20 protein-coding genes and 1 pseudogene are annotated in these 20,882 nt (G+C 64.1%); 9 read left to right on the plus strand and 12 right to left on the minus strand.

Features of this window, described 5'->3' with window-relative positions; genetic code table 11:
* The first annotated feature begins 76 nt into the window (after positions 1 to 76).
* Positions 77 to 1,411 carry a TAXI family TRAP transporter solute-binding subunit gene (locus tag G559_RS0111885; RefSeq protein WP_028628418.1) on the plus strand — a complete coding sequence of 445 codons (1,335 nt, stop codon included), beginning with the start codon at positions 77 to 79 and terminating at the stop codon, positions 1,409 to 1,411.
* 62 nt (positions 1,412 to 1,473) lie between these two features.
* A complete protein-coding gene (yejK, locus tag G559_RS0111890) occupies positions 1,474 to 2,481 on the plus strand; it encodes a nucleoid-associated protein YejK (RefSeq protein WP_028628419.1) in 1,008 nt (335 codons plus the stop codon).
* A gap of 118 nt (positions 2,482 to 2,599) precedes the next feature.
* Here the strand turns inward: yejK and G559_RS0111895 are convergent, their stop codons facing one another.
* The 3 genes from G559_RS0111895 to G559_RS0111905 are packed head-to-tail and all read right to left on the minus strand — an operon-like array spanning position 2,600 to position 4,423.
* The gene (locus tag G559_RS0111895) at positions 2,600 to 3,535 is read right to left on the minus strand and encodes a glutathione S-transferase family protein (RefSeq protein ID WP_028628420.1); all 936 of its coding nucleotides are present in this window, start codon (positions 3,533 to 3,535) and stop codon (positions 2,600 to 2,602) included.
* 36 nt (positions 3,536 to 3,571) lie between these two features.
* Positions 3,572 to 3,889 carry a GIY-YIG nuclease family protein gene (locus G559_RS0111900; RefSeq protein WP_028628421.1) on the minus strand — a complete coding sequence of 106 codons (318 nt, stop codon included), beginning with the start codon at positions 3,887 to 3,889 and terminating at the stop codon, positions 3,572 to 3,574.
* Between the two features lie 48 nt (positions 3,890 to 3,937).
* Positions 3,938 to 4,423: a nuclear transport factor 2 family protein gene (locus G559_RS0111905; RefSeq protein ID WP_028628422.1), complete on the minus strand. Its 486-nt coding sequence runs from the start codon at positions 4,421 to 4,423 to the stop codon at positions 3,938 to 3,940.
* A gap of 116 nt (positions 4,424 to 4,539) precedes the next feature.
* Here G559_RS0111905 and G559_RS0111910 point away from each other — a divergent pair, with 116 nt between their 5' ends.
* Complete coding sequence (locus tag G559_RS0111910) at positions 4,540 to 5,487, plus strand: GlxA family transcriptional regulator (protein WP_028628423.1); 948 nt, start codon at positions 4,540 to 4,542, stop codon at positions 5,485 to 5,487.
* A 64-nt stretch (positions 5,488 to 5,551) separates the two neighbouring features.
* Here the strand turns inward: G559_RS0111910 and G559_RS0111915 are convergent, their stop codons facing one another.
* From G559_RS0111915 to G559_RS0111935, 5 genes are all read right to left on the minus strand, one after another.
* Positions 5,552 to 6,184, minus strand: a complete 633-nt coding sequence (locus G559_RS0111915) for a helix-turn-helix transcriptional regulator (RefSeq protein ID WP_028628424.1) — start codon at positions 6,182 to 6,184, stop codon at positions 5,552 to 5,554.
* A 79-nt stretch (positions 6,185 to 6,263) separates the two neighbouring features.
* The gene (locus G559_RS0111920; protein WP_028628425.1) at positions 6,264 to 7,388 is read right to left on the minus strand and encodes an NAD(P)/FAD-dependent oxidoreductase; all 1,125 of its coding nucleotides are present in this window, start codon (positions 7,386 to 7,388) and stop codon (positions 6,264 to 6,266) included.
* Between the two features lie 10 nt (positions 7,389 to 7,398).
* Entirely contained in the window at positions 7,399 to 8,355 is a 957-nt protein-coding gene (locus G559_RS0111925; RefSeq protein WP_028628426.1) for an ornithine cyclodeaminase family protein, read from the minus strand.
* Between the two features lie 198 nt (positions 8,356 to 8,553).
* Entirely contained in the window at positions 8,554 to 9,558 is a 1,005-nt protein-coding gene (locus G559_RS0111930) for a DUF481 domain-containing protein (RefSeq protein ID WP_028628427.1), read from the minus strand.
* Positions 9,559 to 9,687: 129 nt separating this feature from the next.
* Positions 9,688 to 10,686, minus strand: coding sequence for a DUF481 domain-containing protein (locus G559_RS0111935; RefSeq protein ID WP_028628428.1), 999 nt, complete (start codon positions 10,684 to 10,686; stop codon positions 9,688 to 9,690).
* On the opposite strand from G559_RS0111935, the gene G559_RS0111940 reads away from it, so the two are divergent.
* A complete protein-coding gene (locus G559_RS0111940) occupies positions 10,685 to 11,071 on the plus strand; it encodes an MGMT family protein (protein WP_051246630.1) in 387 nt (128 codons plus the stop codon). The two genes, G559_RS0111935 and G559_RS0111940, sit on opposite strands and share 2 nt — an antisense overlap.
* Positions 11,072 to 11,158: 87 nt before the next feature.
* Entirely contained in the window at positions 11,159 to 12,898 is a 1,740-nt protein-coding gene (locus G559_RS0111945) for an AmpG family muropeptide MFS transporter (protein WP_028628430.1), read from the plus strand.
* A gap of 61 nt (positions 12,899 to 12,959) precedes the next feature.
* On the opposite strand, the gene G559_RS0111950 is transcribed toward G559_RS0111945, so the two are convergent.
* Positions 12,960 to 13,787: a mechanosensitive ion channel family protein gene (locus G559_RS0111950; protein ID WP_028628431.1), complete on the minus strand. Its 828-nt coding sequence runs from the start codon at positions 13,785 to 13,787 to the stop codon at positions 12,960 to 12,962.
* Between the two features lie 116 nt (positions 13,788 to 13,903).
* On the minus strand, positions 13,904 to 14,383 hold the full coding sequence (locus G559_RS0111955) for a YajQ family cyclic di-GMP-binding protein (RefSeq protein WP_028628432.1): 480 nt from the start codon (positions 14,381 to 14,383) through the stop codon (positions 13,904 to 13,906).
* A 222-nt stretch (positions 14,384 to 14,605) separates the two neighbouring features.
* On the opposite strand from G559_RS0111955, the pseudogene G559_RS0111960 reads away from it, so the two are divergent.
* From G559_RS0111960 to G559_RS0111975, 4 genes and pseudogenes are all read left to right on the plus strand, one after another.
* Positions 14,606 to 15,571: pseudogene (locus G559_RS0111960) on the plus strand (response regulator); the annotation flags it as partial.
* On the plus strand, positions 15,568 to 16,479 hold the full coding sequence (locus G559_RS0111965) for a putative 2-dehydropantoate 2-reductase (protein WP_028628434.1): 912 nt from the start codon (positions 15,568 to 15,570) through the stop codon (positions 16,477 to 16,479). The pseudogene G559_RS0111960 and the gene G559_RS0111965, both read left to right, overlap by 4 nt.
* 46 nt (positions 16,480 to 16,525) lie before the next feature.
* A complete protein-coding gene (locus G559_RS0111970; protein ID WP_028628435.1) occupies positions 16,526 to 18,544 on the plus strand; it encodes a sensor histidine kinase in 2,019 nt (672 codons plus the stop codon).
* Position 18,545: 1 nt separating this feature from the next.
* Positions 18,546 to 19,121, plus strand: coding sequence for a cob(I)yrinic acid a,c-diamide adenosyltransferase (locus tag G559_RS0111975; RefSeq protein ID WP_028628436.1), 576 nt, complete (start codon positions 18,546 to 18,548; stop codon positions 19,119 to 19,121).
* A gap of 107 nt (positions 19,122 to 19,228) precedes the next feature.
* On the opposite strand, the gene G559_RS0111980 is transcribed toward G559_RS0111975, so the two are convergent.
* Together G559_RS0111980 and G559_RS0111985 are read right to left on the minus strand one after the other, a co-directional pair.
* Entirely contained in the window at positions 19,229 to 20,173 is a 945-nt protein-coding gene (locus tag G559_RS0111980; protein ID WP_028628437.1) for a Nudix family hydrolase, read from the minus strand.
* The gene (locus G559_RS0111985; RefSeq protein WP_028628438.1) at positions 20,170 to 20,808 is read right to left on the minus strand and encodes a glutathione S-transferase family protein; all 639 of its coding nucleotides are present in this window, start codon (positions 20,806 to 20,808) and stop codon (positions 20,170 to 20,172) included. Before G559_RS0111985 ends, G559_RS0111980 begins: the two co-directional genes overlap by 4 nt.
* Positions 20,809 to 20,882: the final 74 nt, after the last annotated feature.

Below are 20,882 nucleotides of genomic sequence, written 5' to 3' on the forward strand. Positions count from 1 at the left end.
CCCTGTCATTTCCTTCGCGGCCTGGCAACCGCAGAGCCGCTATCCTTCCCAGCATTCGCTGCAGACAAGGACTTCCATGCAACGCATCCTTCGCGACATCAAGATCATGCTCCTGGCCAACCTCTGGCTGATCCCGGTGATGGCGGCCCTGGTGGGCGCCCTCTTCTACTTCGTCGCGCCGCCGCCACCCATGCACGCGCGACTGGCCACCGGCAGCCCCGCGGGCGGTTACAACGCTTTCGGCGAGAAGCTCAAGGAAGAACTGGCCAAGCAGGGCTTCGAGCTGGAGCTGGTGCGCAGCACCGGCTCGCTGGACAACCTGGCCAAACTGCGGAGCGGCGAGGTGGAAATCGCCCTGGTGCAGAGTGGCCAGGAACTCACCCTGAGCGCGAAGGAACGCGAACACCTGCATGGCCTTGGCGTGATGTACCAGGAGCCGCTCTGGCTGTTCAAACGCAAGGAACTGGAGATCGACAGCATGGCCGACCTGCTGCAGCTGCGGGTGGCCATCGGCGCACCGAACAGCGGCACCCGCTCGGTCAGCGATGCGCTCCTCGCCGCCAACCAGATCAGCCCGGAAGGCTACCCGCCACAATGGCAGTCCATCAGCGGCAGCCCGGCGGCCAGCGCCCTGCTGGGCGGCGAACTGGACGCCGGTTTCTTCCTCGGCCCGGCGGAAAGCGCCGTGGTGCAACGCCTGGCCGCCAGTCCCGAGCTGGATCTGGTGAGCCTGCGCCGCAGTGCAGCCTATCGCGCGCGCCTGCCTTACCTGACCAAGCTGGAAGTAGGCGAAGGCCTGCTCAACCTGGCCAGCAACAGCCCCTCGCGGGACATGCGCACCCTGGCGCCGGTGGCCACCCTGGTGGCGAATGATGAATTCCATCCCTCGCTCACCCCGTTGATCCTCGAAGCCGCTCGTGAGGTGATGCAGAGCGGTACCCTGCTCGACCCGCCCGGCACCTACCCCAGCGCCAAGCCGCAAACCCTCTCCAGCCTGAGCGAGGCCGATTACTACTACGAGAAAGGCCTGCCGATCCTGCAGCGCTACCTGCCGTTCCGCATCGCCTCCCTGGCCGACCGCTACATCATCCTGCTGATCCCACTGCTGGTGATCATGATCCCGCTGACCAAGGCCGTAGGCCCCATCTACCGCTGGCGCATCCGCGCACGCATCTACCGTTGGTACAAGTACCTGCGCGAGATCGACCGCAAACTGGACAGCGGCACCCCGCCGGAACAACTCGCCGCCGAGATCGAGCACCTGGAAACGCTGGAACAGCGCCTGGCCAAGGTGGAAGTGCCGCTGTCCTACTCCAATGAGCTCTACGACCTGCATGTGCACCTGCGCTACGTGATCGCACGGCTGCAGGCCGTGCAGAGTCGGCAGGCAGACGTGGATCAGGTCGGGTAAACTGGCGCACTTTTACTGCCGGCGCTTCCTCGCGCCGGATGTGCCCCTGAGAGCGAAGATCCATGCCCATCCGCCACTGCATCGTTCACTTCATCGACAAGAAGCCCGACGGCAGCGCCGCCGTGCTGCATGCCCGGGATAGCGAGCTGGGCGAATCCCAGGCCATGGAAAACCTCCTGGCCGATCTCAACGAGAGCTACAACGCCAAGCAAGGCAAGGCGTGGGGCTTCTTCCATGAGGAATCCGGTGCCTATCCCTTCAGCGGCTGGCTGAAGGAGTACCAGGAAGGCACGCGCGACTTCACTGCCTTCAGCCGCCAGGCGGTCGAGCACCTGCAGAAACTGATGGAAGAGTCCAATCTCTCCACCGGTGGCCATGTGCTGTTCGCCCACTACCAGCAAGGCATGACCGATTACCTGGCCATCGCCCTGTTGCACCACAGCGAAGGCGTGGCGGTGACCGACTCGCTGGAAGTGGCACCGGCCAAGCACCTGGACCTGAGCCAGTTGCACCTGGCTGCGCGCATCAACATCTCCGAATGGAAGAACAACCAGCAGTCGAAGCAGTACATCTCCTTCATCAAGGGCAAGAACGGCAAGAAGGTCTCGGACTACTTCCGCGACTTCATCGGCTGCCAGGAAGGCGTCGACCCGCCGAGCGAAACCCGCACCCTGCTCAAGGCCTTCAGCGATTTCGTGGAAAGCGAGGACCTTGCAGAAGAGCAGGCCCGCGAGAAGACCAAGACCCTGGTCGACTACGCCACGACGCAGGCAAAGATGGGCGAGCCAATCACCCTGGACGAGCTTTCCGGCCTGATCGACGAAGACCGCCCGCGCGCCTTCTACGAACACATCCGCAACAAGGATTACGGCCTGTCCCCGGAGATCCCGCCGGACAAGCGTACCCTCAGCCAGTTCCAGCGTTTCACTGGCCGCGCCGAGGGCCTGTCGATCAGCTTCGAAGCCCACCTGCTGGGCTCGAAGATCGAGTACGACGAAAGCCGCGACATGCTGATCATCCGGCAGTTGCCGACGCAGCTGAAAGATCAGCTGAAACGGCGTAAGGATTGACCTGATGCCACGCGGTGTGCGCAGCGCACCCTACGAAAAGGCCCGGCGCGATTGCCGGGCTTTTTTTGTTCCAGAGGTGAACCTGTAGGGGTAAATGAATTCGCCTCTACAAGAAAGATCAGCGCGCTTCGATACGGAACCCGAGCCGCGGGAAGTGCACATGCACCACCCCGGCGCGTTCGTCCTGGCGACGCAGGATGATTTCCTCGCGACCCACGAACACCAGCTCGCCCTCCACCGGGTCGACGCCATAGTCGGTGGCCGCCACCGCCACCTTCTGCCCGGGCGCGAAACCGTTGGGGTCGACGAAATCCTCCACCGGCAGCGCCGCGGGCGTGGCGTTGCGGGCGATATCCACAGCCTCGGCGGCGGACAACGGGCTGCTGGCACCCTCGCCGAAGCCCAGTACCCGGCCAAACCAGGCCGCCACCTCCGGGTAGTCGTCCACCAGTGGCGCGGTGACCGGGGTGCCCTTGAGGAACCAACAGCAGTGTGCCAGGGAGAAGTCGGCCACCGAGGGTTCGCCGAAGAGGAAGTCGCCTTCGCTGCGTTCCAGTTGCTGTTGCAGTCGCCCCATCAGCACCGGCCAGTTGCTGCGGGCTTGCTCCAGCGGCAAGCGGGTGCTGCTGCCGCCGGAGAACAGCTTGGCCCGGTCGGCGAGGAAGGCCTGCTGCACGGCTGGCGGCAGCTGGCCCATGCGCACGGCGATGGATTCGGGCTGGAACACCAGGGTCACGGTGTGCTGGAAGATCACCGAGTCCACCCACAGGGCAAAACTGGCGACATTGAATTCCTGGCCTTCCGGGAACAGCGCCGGACCGGACTTTTCCGCTTCCAGGCGGCGTGCGATCAGTGCAGTGTCGCAGTAGATGTCGGCGCCCACCTGCAGCACCGGGGTCTTGCGATAGCCGCCGGTCAACGGCATCAGGTCAGGCTTGGGCATGATCCGGGGGATTTCCACCGAGCGCCACGACAGCTGTTTGAAGCCGAGCATCAGCCGCGCCTTCTTGGCGAAGGGGGATTGCTCGTACTGGTGCAGGATGAGTTCGGACATGGCAGGGCTCCGCTGCTGTTGGGATAGTGCGGCAGCTTAGCCGCTCACTTCGGCGAGGCGTACCTTTTCGGCGCACTCCCAGCCCTGTATCAACGCCTCTTTGACCGCCTTCTTCATGCGCTTGATGGCGATCTCCCGGCGAAGGGCTTCGCCCTTGTCGGCGCAGGCCTCGACGAACACCAGGGCCTGCGCCGGGCTGGAATGGAAGAAGCGCGCGCCCTTGCCGCTCTGATGCTGGGCGAAACGCCGCTGCGGGTCGTCGCTGATACCGCAGTAGAGGGCTCCGTTTTCGGCACGCACCAGGTAGACGAACCAGGGCTTGGCAGCAGGGACGGCGTCGACGTGTTCGGGCATTGCGGGGTCCTGTTGGAAGGCCGCCGCATTAGGCAATGCCATACCACCTCAAGACAAGTCCTTCAGCGCCCCCGTGCGGTAGGCAGCCAGCCCCCGCGCGGCCTGCTTGCGGATGGCGTTCTGTACCGGCGGCAACCAGCCCAGCAGCGTCCCCTTGGCCCCCAGGGCCTGCCGGGCCCAGCGCCAGAGGTCGAAGCTGTCGTGGTGCTCGATGATCTTGCCGTCGGAGAAAAGGAAGCGGGCCTGGATACGGTTCTCCACCATGCGCCCGGTCTGGCTGAACAGGTAAGTGGCCACCCAGTTGGCACGACCGCTGAGGTCGTCGGCCTCGACGCTGTCGAAGGTGAGGCTGAACTGCTGGGCGCGGCTGGCGAGCATGCGCCACATATCGACGGCCTCCTGGCCGTTCAGGTCAGTGAACACGGGATCGCTGAAGTGCACATCAGGGCTGTAGCAGGCCGCCATGGTCTCGGCGTCAAGCTGCTGAAAGGCCTGATAGAAGCGGGTGATGAGTTCGGCATTGGGGTGAGCCATGGGCAACTCCGGTAGGCGGATATGCATTGAAGTATTGACCCGGATGGGCCAGACGGCGATTGGCTGCATCGCCAACTTTGTGTCAATAATCGCCAACCCCATCGTGAGCCCTGCCCATGATCCGCGTCGCCCTCTTCGTCTGCCCGCAGACTGTCTGCTCCAGCCTGGCCACTGCCGATGATGCCTTTCGCCTGGCGAACCAATTGGCTGGGGAACCCCTGTTCCAGGTGCAGCGTTTCAGTCGCGACGGCCGACCTGTGGATATCGGCATGGCCGAGGTGCGGGTTGACGGTGACCTGGCCCTGGCGGAGTCGGCTGACCTGGTGCTGCTGACCGCCACCGGCCCCGCGGTGGAGAAGACGCTGGCCGCCAACCATGAGCTGCTGCCCTGGCTGGCCGCGCGGCCAGATACGCAGCAACTCGCCAGCCTCTGCAGCAGCGCCTTCCTGCTGGCCGCTTCGGGACGGCTCGACGGCCGCCGCGCTACGACTCACTGGGCCCTGGCGCCGGCCTTTCGCAAACGTTATCCACAGGTGCGCCTGGAATCGGACGCTCTGCTGACCGAAGACGGCAACCTGTTCTGTTCGGGCGGCGCCCAGGCCGGACTGGACCTCTGCCTGCACCTGATCGGTTGGCATGGAGGCGACTGGCTCGCGCAACGGGTAGCCGGCGCCATGGTGTTCGATAGGGAACGCGGACGCCAATCACGTTTCGCCCCGTTGCTGCCGACCGCCGGCAGCGACGACCCGCAGATCGGCCCCTTGCTGCTCTGGTTGCAACGCAACCTGTCCGAGCCTCTTGATCTGGACGCCCTGGCGCAGCGCGCCCACTGCTCGAGCCGCACCCTGCTGCGGCGCTTCAGGGCTGCCACGGGCCTCACCCCGAATGCCTACCTGCAGCGCCTGCGCATCAGCGCTGCACAGACGGCCATGCGCAACCCGGCGCGCTCCCTGGAACAGGTAGCGTCCCAGGTGGGCTACGCCGACAGGGCGACCTTCGCCAAGTTGTTCAAGCAGCTATGCGGGGAAACGCCGGGGGCCTTCAGGCGGCGGTTGCGAGGGTGACACATGGACTGGCGGACCTTCGGCCCGCTTGGCGAATGAATTCGCCCCGACAGGGAGCGTTGGGCTAGGCCGACTCTTCCTTCAATTCCTTGAGGTGCTTGTAGACCGTGGCACGCCCCATGTTGAGGACATTGGCCACGTAATTGGCGGCACTCTTGCCCTTGAAGGCACCTTCGGCATGCAGGGCCAGGACCAGCTCGCGCTTGTGTTCGCGGGTCAGCAGGTTGAGGCCGAGTTGGCGCTGGCGCAGCCAGTTGTGCAGGAAGGTGTTGATGCGCTCCTGCCAGTCGTCGCGGAACAGCGCATCGGGCTGGGGGATCAGCTTGCTGGAGGAAAGGAACAGGTCGAGGGCCGCCTTGGCCGCCTCGAACAGGGAGATGTTCAGGTTGATGCAGAGCACGGCGACCGGCGCGCCTTGGGCGTCGCGCAACACGGTGCTCATGGAACGGATCTTCTGGCCGTCCCAGTTGAGCTTCTCGTAAGGGCCGATGGTCCGCTCGTCCACGTCCTCGCTGAGCATGTCCTCCAGTGCGGCATCGTCACCCACACATCGCTTGGAGATGTTGTTGGCGATGTAGTCGATCTTCTGCGTACGCAGGTCGTGCAGCACGACCTCGGCATGGGGGAAGAACAACGTGGCAATGGCGTCGGCGATAGCTCGGTAGTTATCCAGGGCGAGGTCTGGGCGGGGGGTCATGGAGCGGCTCCTGGAGCGGAAAGATCGGCGCCGGGCGCGGGGCCCGGCGCAGCGAGTGTGGCGCAAAGCGCCCGCGTCGTCACCCCAGTCGCGCGGGCGACAGCATGGCTTCGGTCAGGCCGAATTGCGTCAGGTGCTCCGGCAGTGGCTGGCGCAGGATCAGGCAGGCGCTGGCCTCGCCCATGGCGGCGGAGGTCTGGATGCCGTAGCCACCCTGCCCCGCTACCCAGTAGAAGCCCGGCGTGCGTGGGTCGTAGCCGGACACCAGGTCGCCATCGGGGAAGAAGGAACGCAAGCCCGCCCAGACCCGCGCGGGGCGGCGGATGGTCATGCTGGTGTGTTCCTCGATCTGGTAGATGCCGAGGGCAATGTCCAGCTCCTCCGGCTGCACGTCGTGGGGGTCCACCGGGTCGGCGTTGGCCGGCGAGCCCAGCAGCATCCCGGCGTCGGGCTTGAAGTAGAAGGATTCGTCCAGGCTCACCAGGGCTGGCCACTTGTGGGTATCCATGCCTTCCGGTGGAGAGAAGATGAACGCGGCGCGGCGCTTGGGCTGCAAGCCCAGCGGTGGAACCCCGGCAAGTTGCGCGAGCTGGTCGCACCAGGCACCGGCGGCGTTGACCAGGACGGGCGCCTGGACGCTGCCCAGGGAAGTCTCTACCCGCCACTGCTCACCTTCGCGACGAACACCGGTCACTTCACAGTTATGCCGCACCTCACCACCGTTGCGACGAATGCCGCGCAGGTAGCCCTGATGCAGGGCGTCAGTGTCGATATCGGCAGCGCTGGGGTCGAGCATGGCGCCTTGCACCTTGTCGCGGCGCAGCACGGGCACCAAGGCACAGGCCTGGTCCGCTGTCAGCATCTGCATGTCGGGGACATTTTCCAATGCGCTGTCGAACTGGCGCTGCAGCTCCTCGGCATCCCCAGTGAAATCCACCACCATCTCGCCGCGCGGCGTCAGCAGTGGATGTTCGCTGAAGCCCTCGGGCGGTGCATCGAAGAAGGCACGACTGGCGGCGGTCAGGGCTCGCACCTGGGGCGTGCCGTAAGCGACGGTATAGAGCGCGGCGGAACGGCCGGTGGAGTGGTAGCCCGCATGTTCCTCGCGCTCCAGCACCAGCACGCGACCATGGCGCGACAGCCAGAAACCGGTGGAGGCGCCGGCGATACCGGCGCCGATGATGATGTAGTCAACCTGGGTCATCGGGTTCACCTCACTGGCCTTGGCGTTGCAGACGATAGAGGGCGTTGGCCAGAGCCATGTCTTCCAGGCCCAGACCGATGGAGCGGAAGAATACCGGGCGGCGGTAGTCCGGACGCGGCGCCTTGCCACTGACCAGCTCCGGCAGGTCGCCACGGATGGCCTCGCGGCTCCAGCCGTGACGCTCGGCCGCCAGCAGCATCTCTCCGGCAGAACCCGGAGTGGTGGCGCGGTAGTCGCAATAGACCTCCATCTCGCCCAGGGCTTCCGGTGGCACTTCATGGGCACGCGGGGCGTTGGTGCTGATGGAGGTGACCAGAGCCGGCTTGGCCAGGCTGCGCGGATCCAGCACCGGACCGGCGGACGAGGTGCAGAGCATCACCACGTCGGCGTCGGCCACCGCGTCTTCCAGGTTGGCACTGATTTCCACGCGCGAGTCCTGGGCGCGCCATTGCGCCTGGGTATCCGCTTCTCCCGCCAGGGACGGCGAGTAAACCGCGATGCGCTGCCAGTCGCGAAGCCCCTTCACATAGTGGAGGTGGGCGCGGGCCACAGGGCCGCTACCGATCACCGCCAGCCGGCGTGCCTGCTCAGGTGCCAGAGATTCGACCGCCACTGCTGTGGTAGCAGCGGTGCGCGCGGTGGTCAGCTCGCCGGCATCGCAGAGCAGCAAGGGCTGGCCGCTGTCCATGGACATCAACAGGGTCCAGGCGGTGACCAGGGCACCATCGGGATTTTTGATGTAGGGCGAGGTCTTGACCCCGTATACGCCGTCCTTGGCCAGCACGCCCAGGTAATTGATGAAGTCGCCGGTCGCGTTGGGGAACTCCACCAATTGCTGCGCAGGCTGCACGGCTTCGCCAGCGGCGAGGTCGAGGAACATGTGGCGCATTGCCTGATGCACATCCACCTGCTGGAGCAGGTGGCGCGCTTCAGCTTGCTGGAGAACGAGGGGCGGGGTGCTGGACATGGGGACGCTCCCGAAGAGTGGATATAAACAATTTGTCCATATTGGACTTTTAAGTTTACACCAGCAAGGGGACGACGACCCGGATGTAAGAGAATGGCGCGTGTGTGTAAGCAATGCAGCGCCTGTAGGGAGGACACCGCGCGGGAGCGAGATTGCACGCGAGTCAATTCGCCCCCGCAGGTGCTGGTGGAGCCGCCTTTACCAGCCGACGCCGAATCCGACGGTGTAGCGGGTTTCGTCGATTTCACCGTCGGCGCCGCTGACCTGGTCCTTCTCCGCCTTCATGTTGAGTGAGGCCCAGTCGGTCAGCTTGTAGCGCAGGCCCACTTCGGCATCCAGGGAGTAGTCGGCGGTATTGTCCAGGGGGCGACCGATTTCACCGGTGGTGAAGAGTTCCACCGTCTTGCCCACCAGGTAGCGGTTGTAGTCCCACTTGGTACTCAGGGAGTAGAAGTTCTCCTTCTCGCCATTGGAGAACTGATAGTCGCTACGGTTGACCAGGCCGGCCAGGGAGAACGCGCCCAGTTCGTCGTCCCAGAACTGGTAACCGGGGCCGGTACCCAGGGTGCGCTGGCGTTCGAGTTCTTCGATCTTGTCGCGCTTGTACTCGCCACGGCCCTGCCAGAAGAATTTCTCGGTGATGAAGCGATCGAGGGCGTACTCGGTTTCCCAGTTGTCCGTGGTCTTCACGTCGTCGGTGAACTCGCGGTTGTACTCGCCGGAGGCGTTGTGCCGCCATCGGCCGTGGCGGGCCTTGGTGTTGAAGTCGACGTCGTAGTCGTCGGTGTCCTTCTCCGCCCGCTTGTAATCCAGGGACAGATCGACGTTGCCCGTCCAGGTCAGGTCCTCGACCAGGGGCTTGGGCTTCATGATCTGCTCGATGCTGGCCAGCTCTACTTCCTTGGGCGCTTCGCCGTTGGCCAGGATGACCTTGCCTTCGTCGGCGCGCTGCAGGGACTTGGCCCGTTCGCCGTCGATGTCGCCTTGCTTGATCAGCAGCTCACGGTCGCTTTCCAGCGTGGCGACTTTCTTCCAGTCCAACGGGATAGTGCCGCCGTAGTCGGTTTCAAGGACCAACTTGCCGCCGTCGAAGACGCGAATGGTGCCGGTAAGACGGTCGCCGTTCTTCAACCAGACGGTGTCAGCGAAAACGGCGGAGGATGCGGCGGCAAGCGCCACGCAAAGCAGGGTTCTGGACAACATAAAGCGGCTTCTTTGCTCGGGGTCTCAAAAAAAGCCGGGCATTATCCTTATGACCGACGGCAGAGCAAGGACTGACCGACCTGCGCCCGCCGAGTTCCAGAAAATCGATGGACGTGACCGGTTTGAGCCCTACCAGCCGATGCCGACACCAATCAGGTAGTGCCGGTCAGACGACGTGTCGCCCAGGCCCCTCACCTGGTCCAGTTCGTAGAGCAAGGACAATCTCGCCCAGTCATTGAGCCGGTAGCGCAGGCCGAATTCGCTGTCGAGCACATAATCGATCTCCTCGATATGCGGCACCTGGAGCTGGGCCTTGGAATAGAGCTCGAAGCGAGTCCCCCAGATCAGCCGCTTGAAGTCCCACTCGAAGGAATAGGCATTGAAGTCCAGGTCGTCGGCGTCGCTTTCCAGCTGGAAACGCGTGAGCTGGGCAATCAGGTCGAAACGGCCCAGTTCGTTGTCCCAGAAGCGGTAGCCGGGACCAACGCCGTACGCGCGCTGGCGATTGAAGAACTGGAAGTCGTCGTTGTCCTGGTCATAGCTGCCACGTACGAACCAGTGCTGGGTCAGGAAACGGTCGAGGTCGTACTCTATCTCCCAGTTGTCCTCGGTACGCTCTCCGTTCTTGGTTTCCTTCTCGAACTGGCCACTCAGTACATGGCGCCAGCGGCCGTGCTCGACGCGGGTGTCGCCCTTGAGCTTCCACTCGTCCTTGCTGTCCTCGTTGCGTTCCATGTCCAGCTTGGCGTCGAGATTGCCTTCCCAGATGCGGTCCTTGAGAACGGGCCGCGGCGGCACCATCTGGCGGATGCTGGCCAAAGGCACCGTCTCGCTCGTGCCGTTCTCCAACCGCACCATGCCCTTGCCCGCTGCATCCAGGCTGCGGCTATGCTGGCTGTCGAGTCCCTCACGCTTGATCAGCAGCGGTTTCTCCGAACGGAGGGTGTCGATATCCTTCCAGTCGATCAGCACCTGGCCGGCGTATTTGGTCTTCAATGCCAGTTTGCCGCCATCCAGCACGATAATTTCGCCTGTCAGGCGATCACCGTTGTTCAACCAGACGGTGTCCGCCCAAAGGGGCGAGCAGGCCAGACACAGAATCAGAGCACTCAGGCTACGGAGCAGCATGGTCGGTAAGCAGAAGAAGGAAGAGGCGCCAGAGCATGCATGGGCGGACTTGCCAACGGCAAGCGTGGACATCCGCCGCGAGGCGCTTTACCTCACCCTGGCGCAAGTGCCGGAGGGCAAGGTGGTGACTTACGGCCAGTTGGCCGAGCTGGCGGGGCTTGGCCGCGCCGCGCGCTGGGTCGGGCGAACCCTGAGCCAGCTGCCCAGCGGCACCCAGCTGCCCTGGCACCGCGTCCTGGGGGCCGGCGGACGCTTCAGCCTGGCCCTTGGAACGCCATCCGGCAACGAGCAGCGGGCACGTTTGCGGGCTGAAGGGGTCAGTATCCAGAACGATCGGGTGGACATGCGTCGGCACGGCTGGCATCCCATGCCACCCAAGGGTTAGAGTGCGCCCTGCCCTATTGCCCGCCTCTTTCCTGCACGCCATGAGCAACCCAATGCCCAGCACCACGCTTTTCGGATTGCACCGCTAATGCCCCATCGTTCCTGGCGCGACGCCATCGCCGCCTATGCCTCGCCGGCCACCCTTTCGCTGTTGCTGCTGGGCTTCGCCGCCGGCCTGCCTTACATGCTGGTGTTCTCCACCCTCTCTGTCTGGCTTCGCGAGGCTGGCGTATCCCGAGAAACCATCGGCTTCGCCAGCCTCATCGGCCTGGCCTACGCCTTCAAGTGGATCTGGTCGCCGCTGCTCGACCAATGGCGCCTGCCACTGTTGGGCCGCCTCGGTCGCCGTCGTTCCTGGCTGGTGCTGTCCCAGGCGCTGGTGGGCCTGGGGCTGGTGGGCATGGCGCTGTGCGATCCGCAGACCAACCTCACCTGGCTGATCGCTTTGGCGGTGCTGGTGGCTTTCGCCTCGGCGACCCAGGACATCGCCATCGACGCCTACCGCCTGGAAATCGCCGAAGACAGCCGCCAGGCCGCCCTCGCCGCCAGCTACATGACCGGCTATCGCGTCTCCGCGCTGCTGGCGACCGCTGGCGCGCTCTACTTCGCCGAGTGGTTCGGTTCCACCGCCAAGGTCTACGAATACGGTGCCTGGGCCGGTACCTACCTGCTGTTCGCCCTGCTGATGCTGCCCGGACTGATCACCAGCCTGTGGATGCGCGAACCGCCGGTGGACCTGCCGCCGCAGAGCACGACCTCGCGCTTCAAGCTCAAGCACCAGCTGTCATCGGTGCTGATCCTGCTGGTGATGCTGATCTCCCTGCCGGCGATGATCACCGGCCTGCTCGATCGCGCCTGGCCGCGCGCAGCGCTCTACGCAATCTTCCTGATCACCTGCCTGTCACCCTGGGGCATGCGCCAGATCCTGCCGGTGCGCGAACTGCTCAGCCAGCAGCGCCGCCAATTGCTGGTGGCAGCGCGAGGCAAGGTGATGCCCAACTTCGACTTCGTGCACCAGGCGGTGTCGATCATCGTGCTGATCGTGATCCTGGTGACCATCGCTGCCGCGGTGAAGGCCTTCTCGTCAGGCGCCTGGCCGCGCGGCACGCTGTTCCTGCTGATCACCCTGGCCTGCTTCTCCGCCGCTGGCCGTCTGCTGATGGCGCCGGTGCTTACGCCGATCAGCGAGTTCGTCCAGCGCTACCGCTGGCAAGCATTGCTCCTGCTCGGCCTGATCGCCACTTACCGGATGTCGGATACCGTCATGGGCGTGATGGCCAACGTCTTCTACATCGACCAAGGCTTCACCAAAGAACAGATTGCCAGCGTCAGCAAGCTGTTCGGCCTGGTCATGACCCTGCTCGGCGCAGGCGCCGGCGGCTTACTCATCGTGCGTTTCGGCATCCTGCCGATCCTCTTCATCGGCGGCATCAGCTCGGCGGCCACCAATCTGATGTTCGTAGCCCTGAGCGATATGGGCGCGCACCTGAACATGCTGATCCTGACCATCTCCTGCGACAACTTCAGCGCAGGGCTGGCCACCTCGGCGTTCGTCGCCTACCTCTCAAGCCTGACCAACCTGAAGTTCTCGGCCACCCAGTACGCGCTGCTCAGCTCCATCATGCTGCTGTTGCCGCGCCTGATCGGCGGTTACTCGGGTGTGATGGTGGAGAGCGTCGGCTACCACAACTTCTTCCTGCTCACGGCCCTGCTGGGTATACCCACCCTGGTGCTGATCGCGATCCAATGGGGCCGCAACCGCCAGCAGCCGAAGGAAAACGGCTCGTCCAATGCCTCCGCGACGCCCGGTTCCCCCGAGCAGCCCTGATTTGCGCGAGCCATGAAAAAGGCCGGCAAGATTGCCGGCCTTTTTCATTGACGTGTCCTGCTCATGCGCTTTGCACGAGCTTCACGACCCGCTGGGGGAACGGAATGCTGATACCCGCTTCGTCCATCTTCTCCTTGGCACGCTCGATGAAATCGAAATTCACGGCCCAGTAGTCCTCCGTCGCGACCCAGACCCGCAGAGAGACGTTGATGGCGCTTTCGCCCAGCCCGGTAACGAATACCACCGGCTCGGGGTGCCTGAGGACGCGAGAATCACGAGCGATATCCAGCAGCACCTGGCGCGCACGCTTGATGTCGCAGTCGTAGTCAATGCCGATGTTGATATCCACCCGGCGGGTCTTTTCTCGCGAGAAGTTGGTGATGTTGCCATTGGACAGGCTGCCGTTGGGCACGATCACCACCTTGTTATCGCCGGTTTTCAGCGTGGTGTGGAAGATCTGGATGCTGTCCACGGTCCCGGCCACGCCTTGCCCTTCGATCCAGTCACCGACCTTGAACGGGCGGAACAGCAGGATCAGCACGCCACCCGCGAAGTTCGCCAGGCTGCCCTGCAGGGCCAAGCCAATCGCAAGGCCCGCGGCACCGATGGCGGCGACGAAGGATGTGGTCGAAATGCCGATCATCGAGGCCACGCTGACCAGCAACAGCACCTTCAGGATGATGTTGGCCAGGCTGCCGATGAAGCCTTGCAAGGTGCGATCGACCCGGCGGTTCTGCATCATGTTGCCAACCTTGCCGGTCAGCAGGTTGACCAGCCACCAGCCCAGCAACAGGGTGATGAGGGCCAGGGTCAGCTTGCCGCTGTACTCCAGCACGATGGGTAACCAGGCTTCGGATACTTTGACCAACTGGTCGACGTTCATCTCCACGGACATTCTCCTGCGCTATTTCAGTAATGCAAAACCAGGCCGCCATGGACAAGCCATGGCAGCGAAGGTTCAAACGACTCTTGGTTTGCGACGCAGATCGGTCGCGAAGGTTCCGCTCAGTCGCGGAAGTTGTTGAATTGCAGGGGCATGCCGAACTCCTTGGCGCGCAGGGCAGCGATGGCTTCCTGGAGGTCATCGCGCTTCTTGCCGGTGACGCGCACCTGTTCGCCCTGGATGGCGGCCTGGACCTTGAGTTTGCTTTCCTTGATGTGAGCAACGATCTTTTTCGCCAATTCCTTGTCGATACCTTCGCGCAGCACGGCTTCCTGCTTCACGACCTTGCCGGAGGCGTAGGAGTCCTTCACCTCCAGGCACTGGACGTCGATCTTGCGTTTGACCAGGGCCAGCTTGAGGATTTCCAGCATCTGCTCCAGTTGGAAATCGGCATCGGCCGTCAGGGTGACGGTCAGTTCCTTGAACTCGAAACTACCCTTGCCGCGCAGGTCGTAGCGGCGATCGAGTTCCTTGATGGCGTTGTCGACGGCGTTGGTGACTTCGTGTTTGTCCAGTTCGGACACCACGTCGAACGAGGGCATGGGATTCCTCCAGATAGACGGCGCGATCTGCATCACGGATATGAAAGCGCCTGGCTTGACGGTAAAAAATGCGGATCCATTATAACCGAGCGACACGCCGCCTTCTGGAAGCCATCCCTCAGCAGTCCGAAACCGGCAGAACGGTGGGGCGACAAGGCAACCTGAACGAGGCTTGATATCATATCGCCACATCCCGCTGTCCCACTCTCCTTGCGAGCCTGCCAAATGCCCAACCCTCATCTCAGTATCCTGGTGGTGGACGATGCCAAGTTCTCCAGCGCCATGATCGGCCGCACCCTGAGCCAGGCCGGTTACCAGGATCTGCGATTCGCCAGCAGCGCCAGCGAAGCGCTGAAACTGCTGGAAGACAAGCCCGCCAACGTTATCCTCGCCGACTGGCTGATGCCCGAGATCGACGGTCTGGAACTGACCGCACGCGTGCGCCAGCTGGATGAGATGACCGACCACTATAGCTACGTCATCCTGCTTACCGGCAAGGAAGGTGAGAACGTCCTGGGCGAAGCCTTCGACCGCGGAGTGGACGACTTCATCAGCAAGGCGGCCATGAGCGAGCAACTGGTTCCGCGCATCTACGCGGCCGACCGCCTGTGCAACACCCTGCAGCGCCTGCTGCAGGAAAACCACCTGCTCACCCAGAACATCGCCAGCCTGGAACAGCGCAACCTGGTGGACTCCCTCACCGGACTGGGCAACCCTCGCTACCTGCGGCAGAAGCTGACCGACAGCCTGCGCCAGGTGGAGTCACGCGGTGGCGCCCTGTGCTACCTGCTGATCGGCCTGCTGGACGCGCCGAAGCTGCGTCTGCAGTACGGTGACACCTTCTACAACGAACTGCTGCATGGCGTCGCCCGCCGCCTGCAGCAACTGGTACGCCCGCTGGATGTGCTCACCCGCCTGGACGACAACCACTTCGGTCTGATCACCCTGCTCGACGACCTCCATGAGTGCTCGCCGAGCAGCTTCCGCCGTCTGCATGAAGGTCTGAACCTGAAAGCCTTCAAGACCAGCGAAGGCTTCATCACCCTCAAGGCCGGTATCGCCCTGGTCGGTCTGGACACCAAGGCATTACCGCTGGATGTCGAGGAGTTGCTGGACAAGGCCAACGCCATGCTGCCCGAGGCCCACGCCAGCGGTCGCGTCACCGCCCTGCGCCTGCCACAGCCATGACTTGGCACATCCTCGGCGCCGGCAGCCTGGGCAGCCTCTGGGCCACCCGCCTGGCGCGAGCCGGATTGCCGGTGCGCCTGATCCTGCGCGATCGCGCCCGCCTCAGGGCATACGAAGCAGCCGACGGCCTGACCCTGGTGGAACAGGACCAGGCGCGGCAATACGCCATTCCCGCAGAACTGCCCAGCACCGCCAGCCCCATCAGCCGCCTCCTCGTGGCCTGCAAGGCCTACGACGCCGAAGCTGCGGTCCAGCCCCTGCTGCCACACCTGTCTCCGGGCGCCGAACTGATCCTGCTGCAGAACGGCCTGGGCAGCCAGGACGCCGTGGCCCTGCGCCTGCCCCATACGCGCTGCGTGCTTGCCTCCAGCACAGAAGGCGCCTTTCGCGACGGGGACTGGCGCGTAGTCTTCGCCGGCCATGGATTCACCTGGCTCGGCGACCCGCTACAACCCGCCGCGCCCATCTGGCTGAATGAACTGGAACACGCCGGTATCCCCTATGGCTGGACGCCGGACATCCTCTCGCGCCTGTGGCGCAAGCTGGCGCTGAACTGCGCCATCAACCCCCTGACCGTGTTGTACGACTGCCGCAATGGCGGCCTGCTCGAGCACCCTGCAGAGGTCAGCGTGCTCTGCGTCGAGTTGGCCGAACTGCTGCAGCGCTGCGGCCAGCCGGATGCCGCCGATGGGCTGCACGAAGAAGTGCTGCGGGTGATCCAGGCCACCGCGGCCAACTACTCCTCCATGTACCAGGATGTCGCCAACGGCCGCCGCACCGAAATCAGCTACCTGCTCGGCCACGCCTGCGCAACCGCCACTCGCCACCGGCTGAGCCTGCCGCACCTGGACAGGCTGCACACACGCCTCAAGACCTATCTGCAGCAGCGCGGATTGCCCGTCACCTGAGCCCGCGCTAACCTGCCCCTCAGCCCAGCCGCGGATACTTGCCCCCTTGTCCAGCCTGCGTCAGCGCCTCGATAACTTGTCGGTCGGCCGCAAACTGCTCGCCGCTCTGTTGGTTTTGCTCGCCACTGTCCTGCTCATTGCCAATCTGGCCTTCATCAGCGCCGCCTATTGGATCTCCCAGGAAAGCGTCGCGCCCCAGGGCCTGGAAACCCTTGGCCGCCTCTTCGCCACGTCAGCCGTCGGCCCCGAGGCGCTGTCCTCGGAAGAGAACGCCAAGCAGATGCTGCAGCGCCTGGAGGGTTACACACCACTGCGTGCTGCCGCCCTGTACGACAGTGACGGCCGTCTGCTGGCCCAGCTCCAGCGCGGTGCACAACTCGACCTGCCGCTGAAGGCCAGTGACATTCCCACATGGCGCCTGCGCGAGTTCCGCACCAGCCACCTTGCAGAGCTGCCGGTACCCGGCAAGCCAGCTGGCCACCTGTTGCTGGTGGCCTCCAGCGAATTGCCCGGCGTGTTTTACACCGGCACCCTGACCGCAAGCCTGGCGATCCTCGCCTGCAGCGTACTGCTCTGGCTGCTGGTCGCACGGCAGATCCGGCGGATGGTCACCCGGCCCATTCGCCGCCTGGAAGAACTGTCGCGTCAAGTGACCCGCGAGGAGAACTATGCCCTGCGCGCGCCCCGTGGCAATCGTGACGAGATCGGCAGCCTGGCTGACGCCTTCAACACCATGCTTAGCCGTATCGAAGCCCGCGAACAGCAACTCAAACGTGCCCGCGACGACGCCCAGGCCGCCTTCGACCAGGCCCATGAACTGGCCGAAGAAACCCGCCACTCCAACCGCAAGCTGGAGCTGGAAGTGCAGGTGCGCAGCAAGATCGAGAAGAAACTGACCGGTTTCCAGAACTACCTCAACAGCATCATCGACTCCATGCCTTCGGCGCTAATCGCCCTGGACGAACAGCTCTACGTCACCCAGTGGAACCAGGAGGCCAGCGTCCTCTCCGGCACGCCCATGGACGATGCGCTGAACCAGCCCGTATTCCTCGCCTTCCCTTCACTCAAACCGTTCCTACCGCAGATCCGCCTGACCGCCGAGAAGCACAAGGTGGAAAAAGTGGAACGCGTAAGCTGGCTGGTAGACGAGAACGTCCACCACTACGCCCTGACGTTCTACCCGCTGATGGGCGGCACTGGGCGCGGCGTGGTGATCCGCATCGACGACATTACTCAGCGCCTGTCGATGGAAGAGCTGATGGTGCAGTCGGAAAAAATGCTTTCGGTGGGTGGCCTGGCCGCTGGCATGGCCCACGAGATAAACAACCCCCTGGGCGCCATCCTGCACAACGTGCAGAACATCCGCCGGCGCATTTCCCCGGAACTCGACCGCAACCAGGAACAGGCCGCCATCAACGGCATCAGCCTGGAATCCGTCAGCCAGTATCTGGAAGCCCGCGAGGTTCCCAGGCTGCTGGACGACATCCATCAGGCCGGCGCCCGAGCGGCGAAGATCGTGACCCACATGCTTGCCTTCAGCCGGCGCAGCAATCGCCAGCTGGCGCCCTGCCAACTGCCAGTGCTGATCGACCAGGCGCTGGAAATCGCCAGCAACGACTTCGACCTGACCGAAGGCTTTGACTTCAAAGGCCTCAGGATAATCCGTGAATTCGACCCGAAGCTGGGGCCGGTACCCGGCACCGCCAACGAGTTGGAGCAGGTCTTGCTCAACCTGTTGAAGAACGCCGCCCAGGCGATTCACCTGCGCGAGGACGACGAGGAAGGCCGCATCACTTTGCGCACCCGCCTGAGTCCGCCCTGGGCAGAAATCCAGGTGGAGGACACTGGCATGGGTATTCCCGAGAATGTGCGCAAGCGCATCTTCGAGCCCTTCTTCACCACCAAGGAAGTCGGCCAGGGCACGGGACTGGGGCTGTCGGTTTCCTACTTCATCATTACCAACAATCACAAGGGCCAGATGGAAGTGCAGTCCAAACCCGGTCAAGGCACCTGTTTCACCCTGCGCCTGCCGCTCACTTCCAGCGCCACAGACGCAGGAGCCTGAGATGGGCAACCGCCTTTCGAAGATTTACACCCGCACCGGCGACAAGGGAGAAACCGGCCTGTCCGGCGGTCGTCGCGTCCCCAAGGACCACCCACGGATCGAGGCCATTGGCGAAGTGGACACCCTGAACAGCCAGCTCGGCCTGTTGCTGGCTGAGCTGGCCGAGTGTCTGGAGCGCTGGCCTGGGTTGGGCGAGGTAATTGACGCGCTGGCGCCCTGTCAGCACCGCCTGTTCGACCTTGGCGGCGAACTGGCGATGCCAGAGTACCAAGTGGTGCAGAAGCAAGAGATCGAACGGCTGGAAGCCACCATCGACCATTGGAACGATGAGTTGGGGCCGCTGAAGAATTTCATTCTCCCCGGCGGCTCGCGCTTGGTGGCCCAGGCCCATGTCTGCCGTAGCTTCGCCCGCAGCGCCGAACGCCGCACGCAAACCCTGAACGGCGAAGAACCGCTGCGCGAGGAACTGCTGGCCTACCTCAACCGACTTTCCGACCTGCTCTTCGTCGCTGCCCGCCAGATCGCCCGGCGGCAAGGGGTGGACGAAGTGCTGTGGCAGGCGGCCAGCAAGCAGTGACGTCAATCGCCAAGCCGGTCGAAGACCGGCCTCAGGTTGGCGTTGAGCCAAGCGAAACCCGACGCGTCAGCCATCCCCTGGTCGGGTTTCACGGAGCCCGGCCAAACCTACGATTCCGGCCAGAATGCCCGAATTCCCGCCACGCCCTGTGCACCGATCTGCCAGGCGCGCTCCAGGTCCCGAGCGCCAACGCCCCCCAGCAGGAAGGCCGGCTGGTTGAAGCTGCGCAGCAGTTCTTCCGCGCGCTCCCAGCCTAGCGGCAGGGCGTCGGGGTGGGTCTGGGTCGCCTGAACTGGCGAAAGGGTGACGAAATCCACGTCCATGGCCGCGGCCAACTGCAACTCTTCGACGCTGTGACAGGACGCTGCCAACCAACGCTCGCGGGGAAACGGCCGGCCATTGGGCGCGTACTTGCGCAGCTGCTCGGCAGTCAGGTGCCAACCGGCTGCGGGAAAGTCGCCCAGCCACTCCAGCGGGCCCTTGAGCATCAGCTGCGCCTTGCCGGCGCAAAGGCCCTGCACATCGATGGCCAGGTCGCGGTACTGGGCATCGAACATCTTCGGGGCTCGCAGCTGGACCAGGCGCACACCGTCGGCCAGGGCAGTCCGGAGTCCAGCCAGCAGCACCTGGGGCTCGATGTCGTCCGGGGTAATGAGATAGCGCTCCGGTAGACGCGCAGCAGCCACGATGGGCTTGTTGGCGGCCGGGAATTCGAAATCCCCCAGCTCACGGGGAGAGGCCCATGCCAAGGGCTGGCCTTCCGCGCCGTGGGGTTCGCCGGAGAAGGCGCTGACTTCCCAGACATCCAGCAGCACGTGTTTGTCCGGGTAGTCGTGGTGTACCTGGATCAGGGGCCGGAAGGCACTGACGCGAATGCCCAGTTCCTCCTCCAGCTCGCGGGAGAGCGCTGCCTGCACAGCCTCGCCCTCCTCAACCTTGCCTCCGGGGAACTCCCAGAGACCGCCCTGGTGCTTGTCGTCCGGGCGCCTGGCGATCAGCACCCGGCCGTCGGCGCCGCGAATCACAGCGGCCGCCACATGCACTCGTTTCATTCGATGATCTCCGTTTCCTGCAAGGCGGCCTGATACCAGCGCTGGAAAGCAGGCCACCGGTAGATGGTGTCGACATAGGCCGCGGCCACCATCGGCAGCTCCACGGCATAGCTGCGCAGGCGGCTGGCCACCGGCGCGTAAAAGGCGTCGGCGATGCTGGCATGGCCGAACAGGTAGGGGCCGTCCTGACCGAAGCGCGAGCGGCATTCAGCCCAGATGGCGCAGATACGACGGATGTCTTCCGCCACGTCGTCCGGTACCTCGGCAAGCGACTGGTTGCGCTTCATGTCCATGGGCATGTGGCTGCGCAGGGGGACGAAACCACTGTGCATCTCGGCACAGACCGCGCGGGCCATGGCACGGGCCGCCAGGCCGAAGGGCCAGAGATGCGCCTCGGGGAAGCGCTCGGCAAGGTATTCGGCGATGGCCAGGGAATCCCAGATGGTGCCATCTTCGGACTGCAGCACCGGCACCTTGGCGGTGGGCGAGTAGGACAGCAGGCGCTTGCGGCTATCTGCCTGGTAGAGCGGGACGCGCACTTCATCGTAGGGCGAGCCGGTGAGCTCCATGGCCAACCACGCGCGCAACGACCAGGACGAGTAGTTCTTGTTGCCTATTACCAGTGTCAGGGACATGCCTAGCTCCTTTTTTCCAGTTCCTCGGGGTCTCGCTGGATCATGGAAGCTGCCTGTACCCGTGGCAAATTCCC

The sequence above is a fragment of the Metapseudomonas resinovorans DSM 21078 genome (assembly GCF_000423545.1).
Taxonomy (GTDB): domain Bacteria; phylum Pseudomonadota; class Gammaproteobacteria; order Pseudomonadales; family Pseudomonadaceae; genus Metapseudomonas; species Metapseudomonas resinovorans.

Excerpts from the sequence above, each read along its gene's own strand:
- G559_RS0111885 (WP_028628418.1), top strand. The coding sequence starts at position 77 with ATGCAACGCATCCTTCGCGACATCAAGATCATGCTCCTGGCCAACCTC.
- yejK (WP_028628419.1), top strand. The coding sequence starts at position 1,474 with ATGCCCATCCGCCACTGCATCGTTCACTTCATCGACAAGAAGCCCGAC.
- G559_RS0111895 (WP_028628420.1), bottom strand. The coding sequence starts at position 3,535 with ATGTCCGAACTCATCCTGCACCAGTACGAGCAATCCCCCTTCGCCAAG.
- G559_RS0111900 (WP_028628421.1), bottom strand. The coding sequence starts at position 3,889 with ATGCCCGAACACGTCGACGCCGTCCCTGCTGCCAAGCCCTGGTTCGTC.
- G559_RS0111905 (WP_028628422.1), bottom strand. The coding sequence starts at position 4,423 with ATGGCTCACCCCAATGCCGAACTCATCACCCGCTTCTATCAGGCCTTT.
- G559_RS0111910 (WP_028628423.1), top strand. The coding sequence starts at position 4,540 with ATGATCCGCGTCGCCCTCTTCGTCTGCCCGCAGACTGTCTGCTCCAGC.
- G559_RS0111915 (WP_028628424.1), bottom strand. The coding sequence starts at position 6,184 with ATGACCCCCCGCCCAGACCTCGCCCTGGATAACTACCGAGCTATCGCC.
- G559_RS0111920 (WP_028628425.1), bottom strand. The coding sequence starts at position 7,388 with ATGACCCAGGTTGACTACATCATCATCGGCGCCGGTATCGCCGGCGCC.
- G559_RS0111925 (WP_028628426.1), bottom strand. The coding sequence starts at position 8,355 with ATGTCCAGCACCCCGCCCCTCGTTCTCCAGCAAGCTGAAGCGCGCCAC.
- G559_RS0111930 (WP_028628427.1), bottom strand. The coding sequence starts at position 9,558 with ATGTTGTCCAGAACCCTGCTTTGCGTGGCGCTTGCCGCCGCATCCTCC.
- G559_RS0111940 (WP_051246630.1), top strand. The coding sequence starts at position 10,685 with ATGGTCGGTAAGCAGAAGAAGGAAGAGGCGCCAGAGCATGCATGGGCG.
- G559_RS0111935 (WP_028628428.1), bottom strand. The coding sequence starts at position 10,686 with ATGCTGCTCCGTAGCCTGAGTGCTCTGATTCTGTGTCTGGCCTGCTCG.
- G559_RS0111945 (WP_028628430.1), top strand. The coding sequence starts at position 11,159 with ATGCCCCATCGTTCCTGGCGCGACGCCATCGCCGCCTATGCCTCGCCG.
- G559_RS0111955 (WP_028628432.1), bottom strand. The coding sequence starts at position 14,383 with ATGCCCTCGTTCGACGTGGTGTCCGAACTGGACAAACACGAAGTCACC.
- G559_RS0111965 (WP_028628434.1), top strand. The coding sequence starts at position 15,568 with ATGACTTGGCACATCCTCGGCGCCGGCAGCCTGGGCAGCCTCTGGGCC.
- G559_RS0111975 (WP_028628436.1), top strand. The coding sequence starts at position 18,546 with ATGGGCAACCGCCTTTCGAAGATTTACACCCGCACCGGCGACAAGGGA.
- G559_RS0111980 (WP_028628437.1), bottom strand. The coding sequence starts at position 20,173 with ATGAAACGAGTGCATGTGGCGGCCGCTGTGATTCGCGGCGCCGACGGC.
- G559_RS0111985 (WP_028628438.1), bottom strand. The coding sequence starts at position 20,808 with ATGTCCCTGACACTGGTAATAGGCAACAAGAACTACTCGTCCTGGTCG.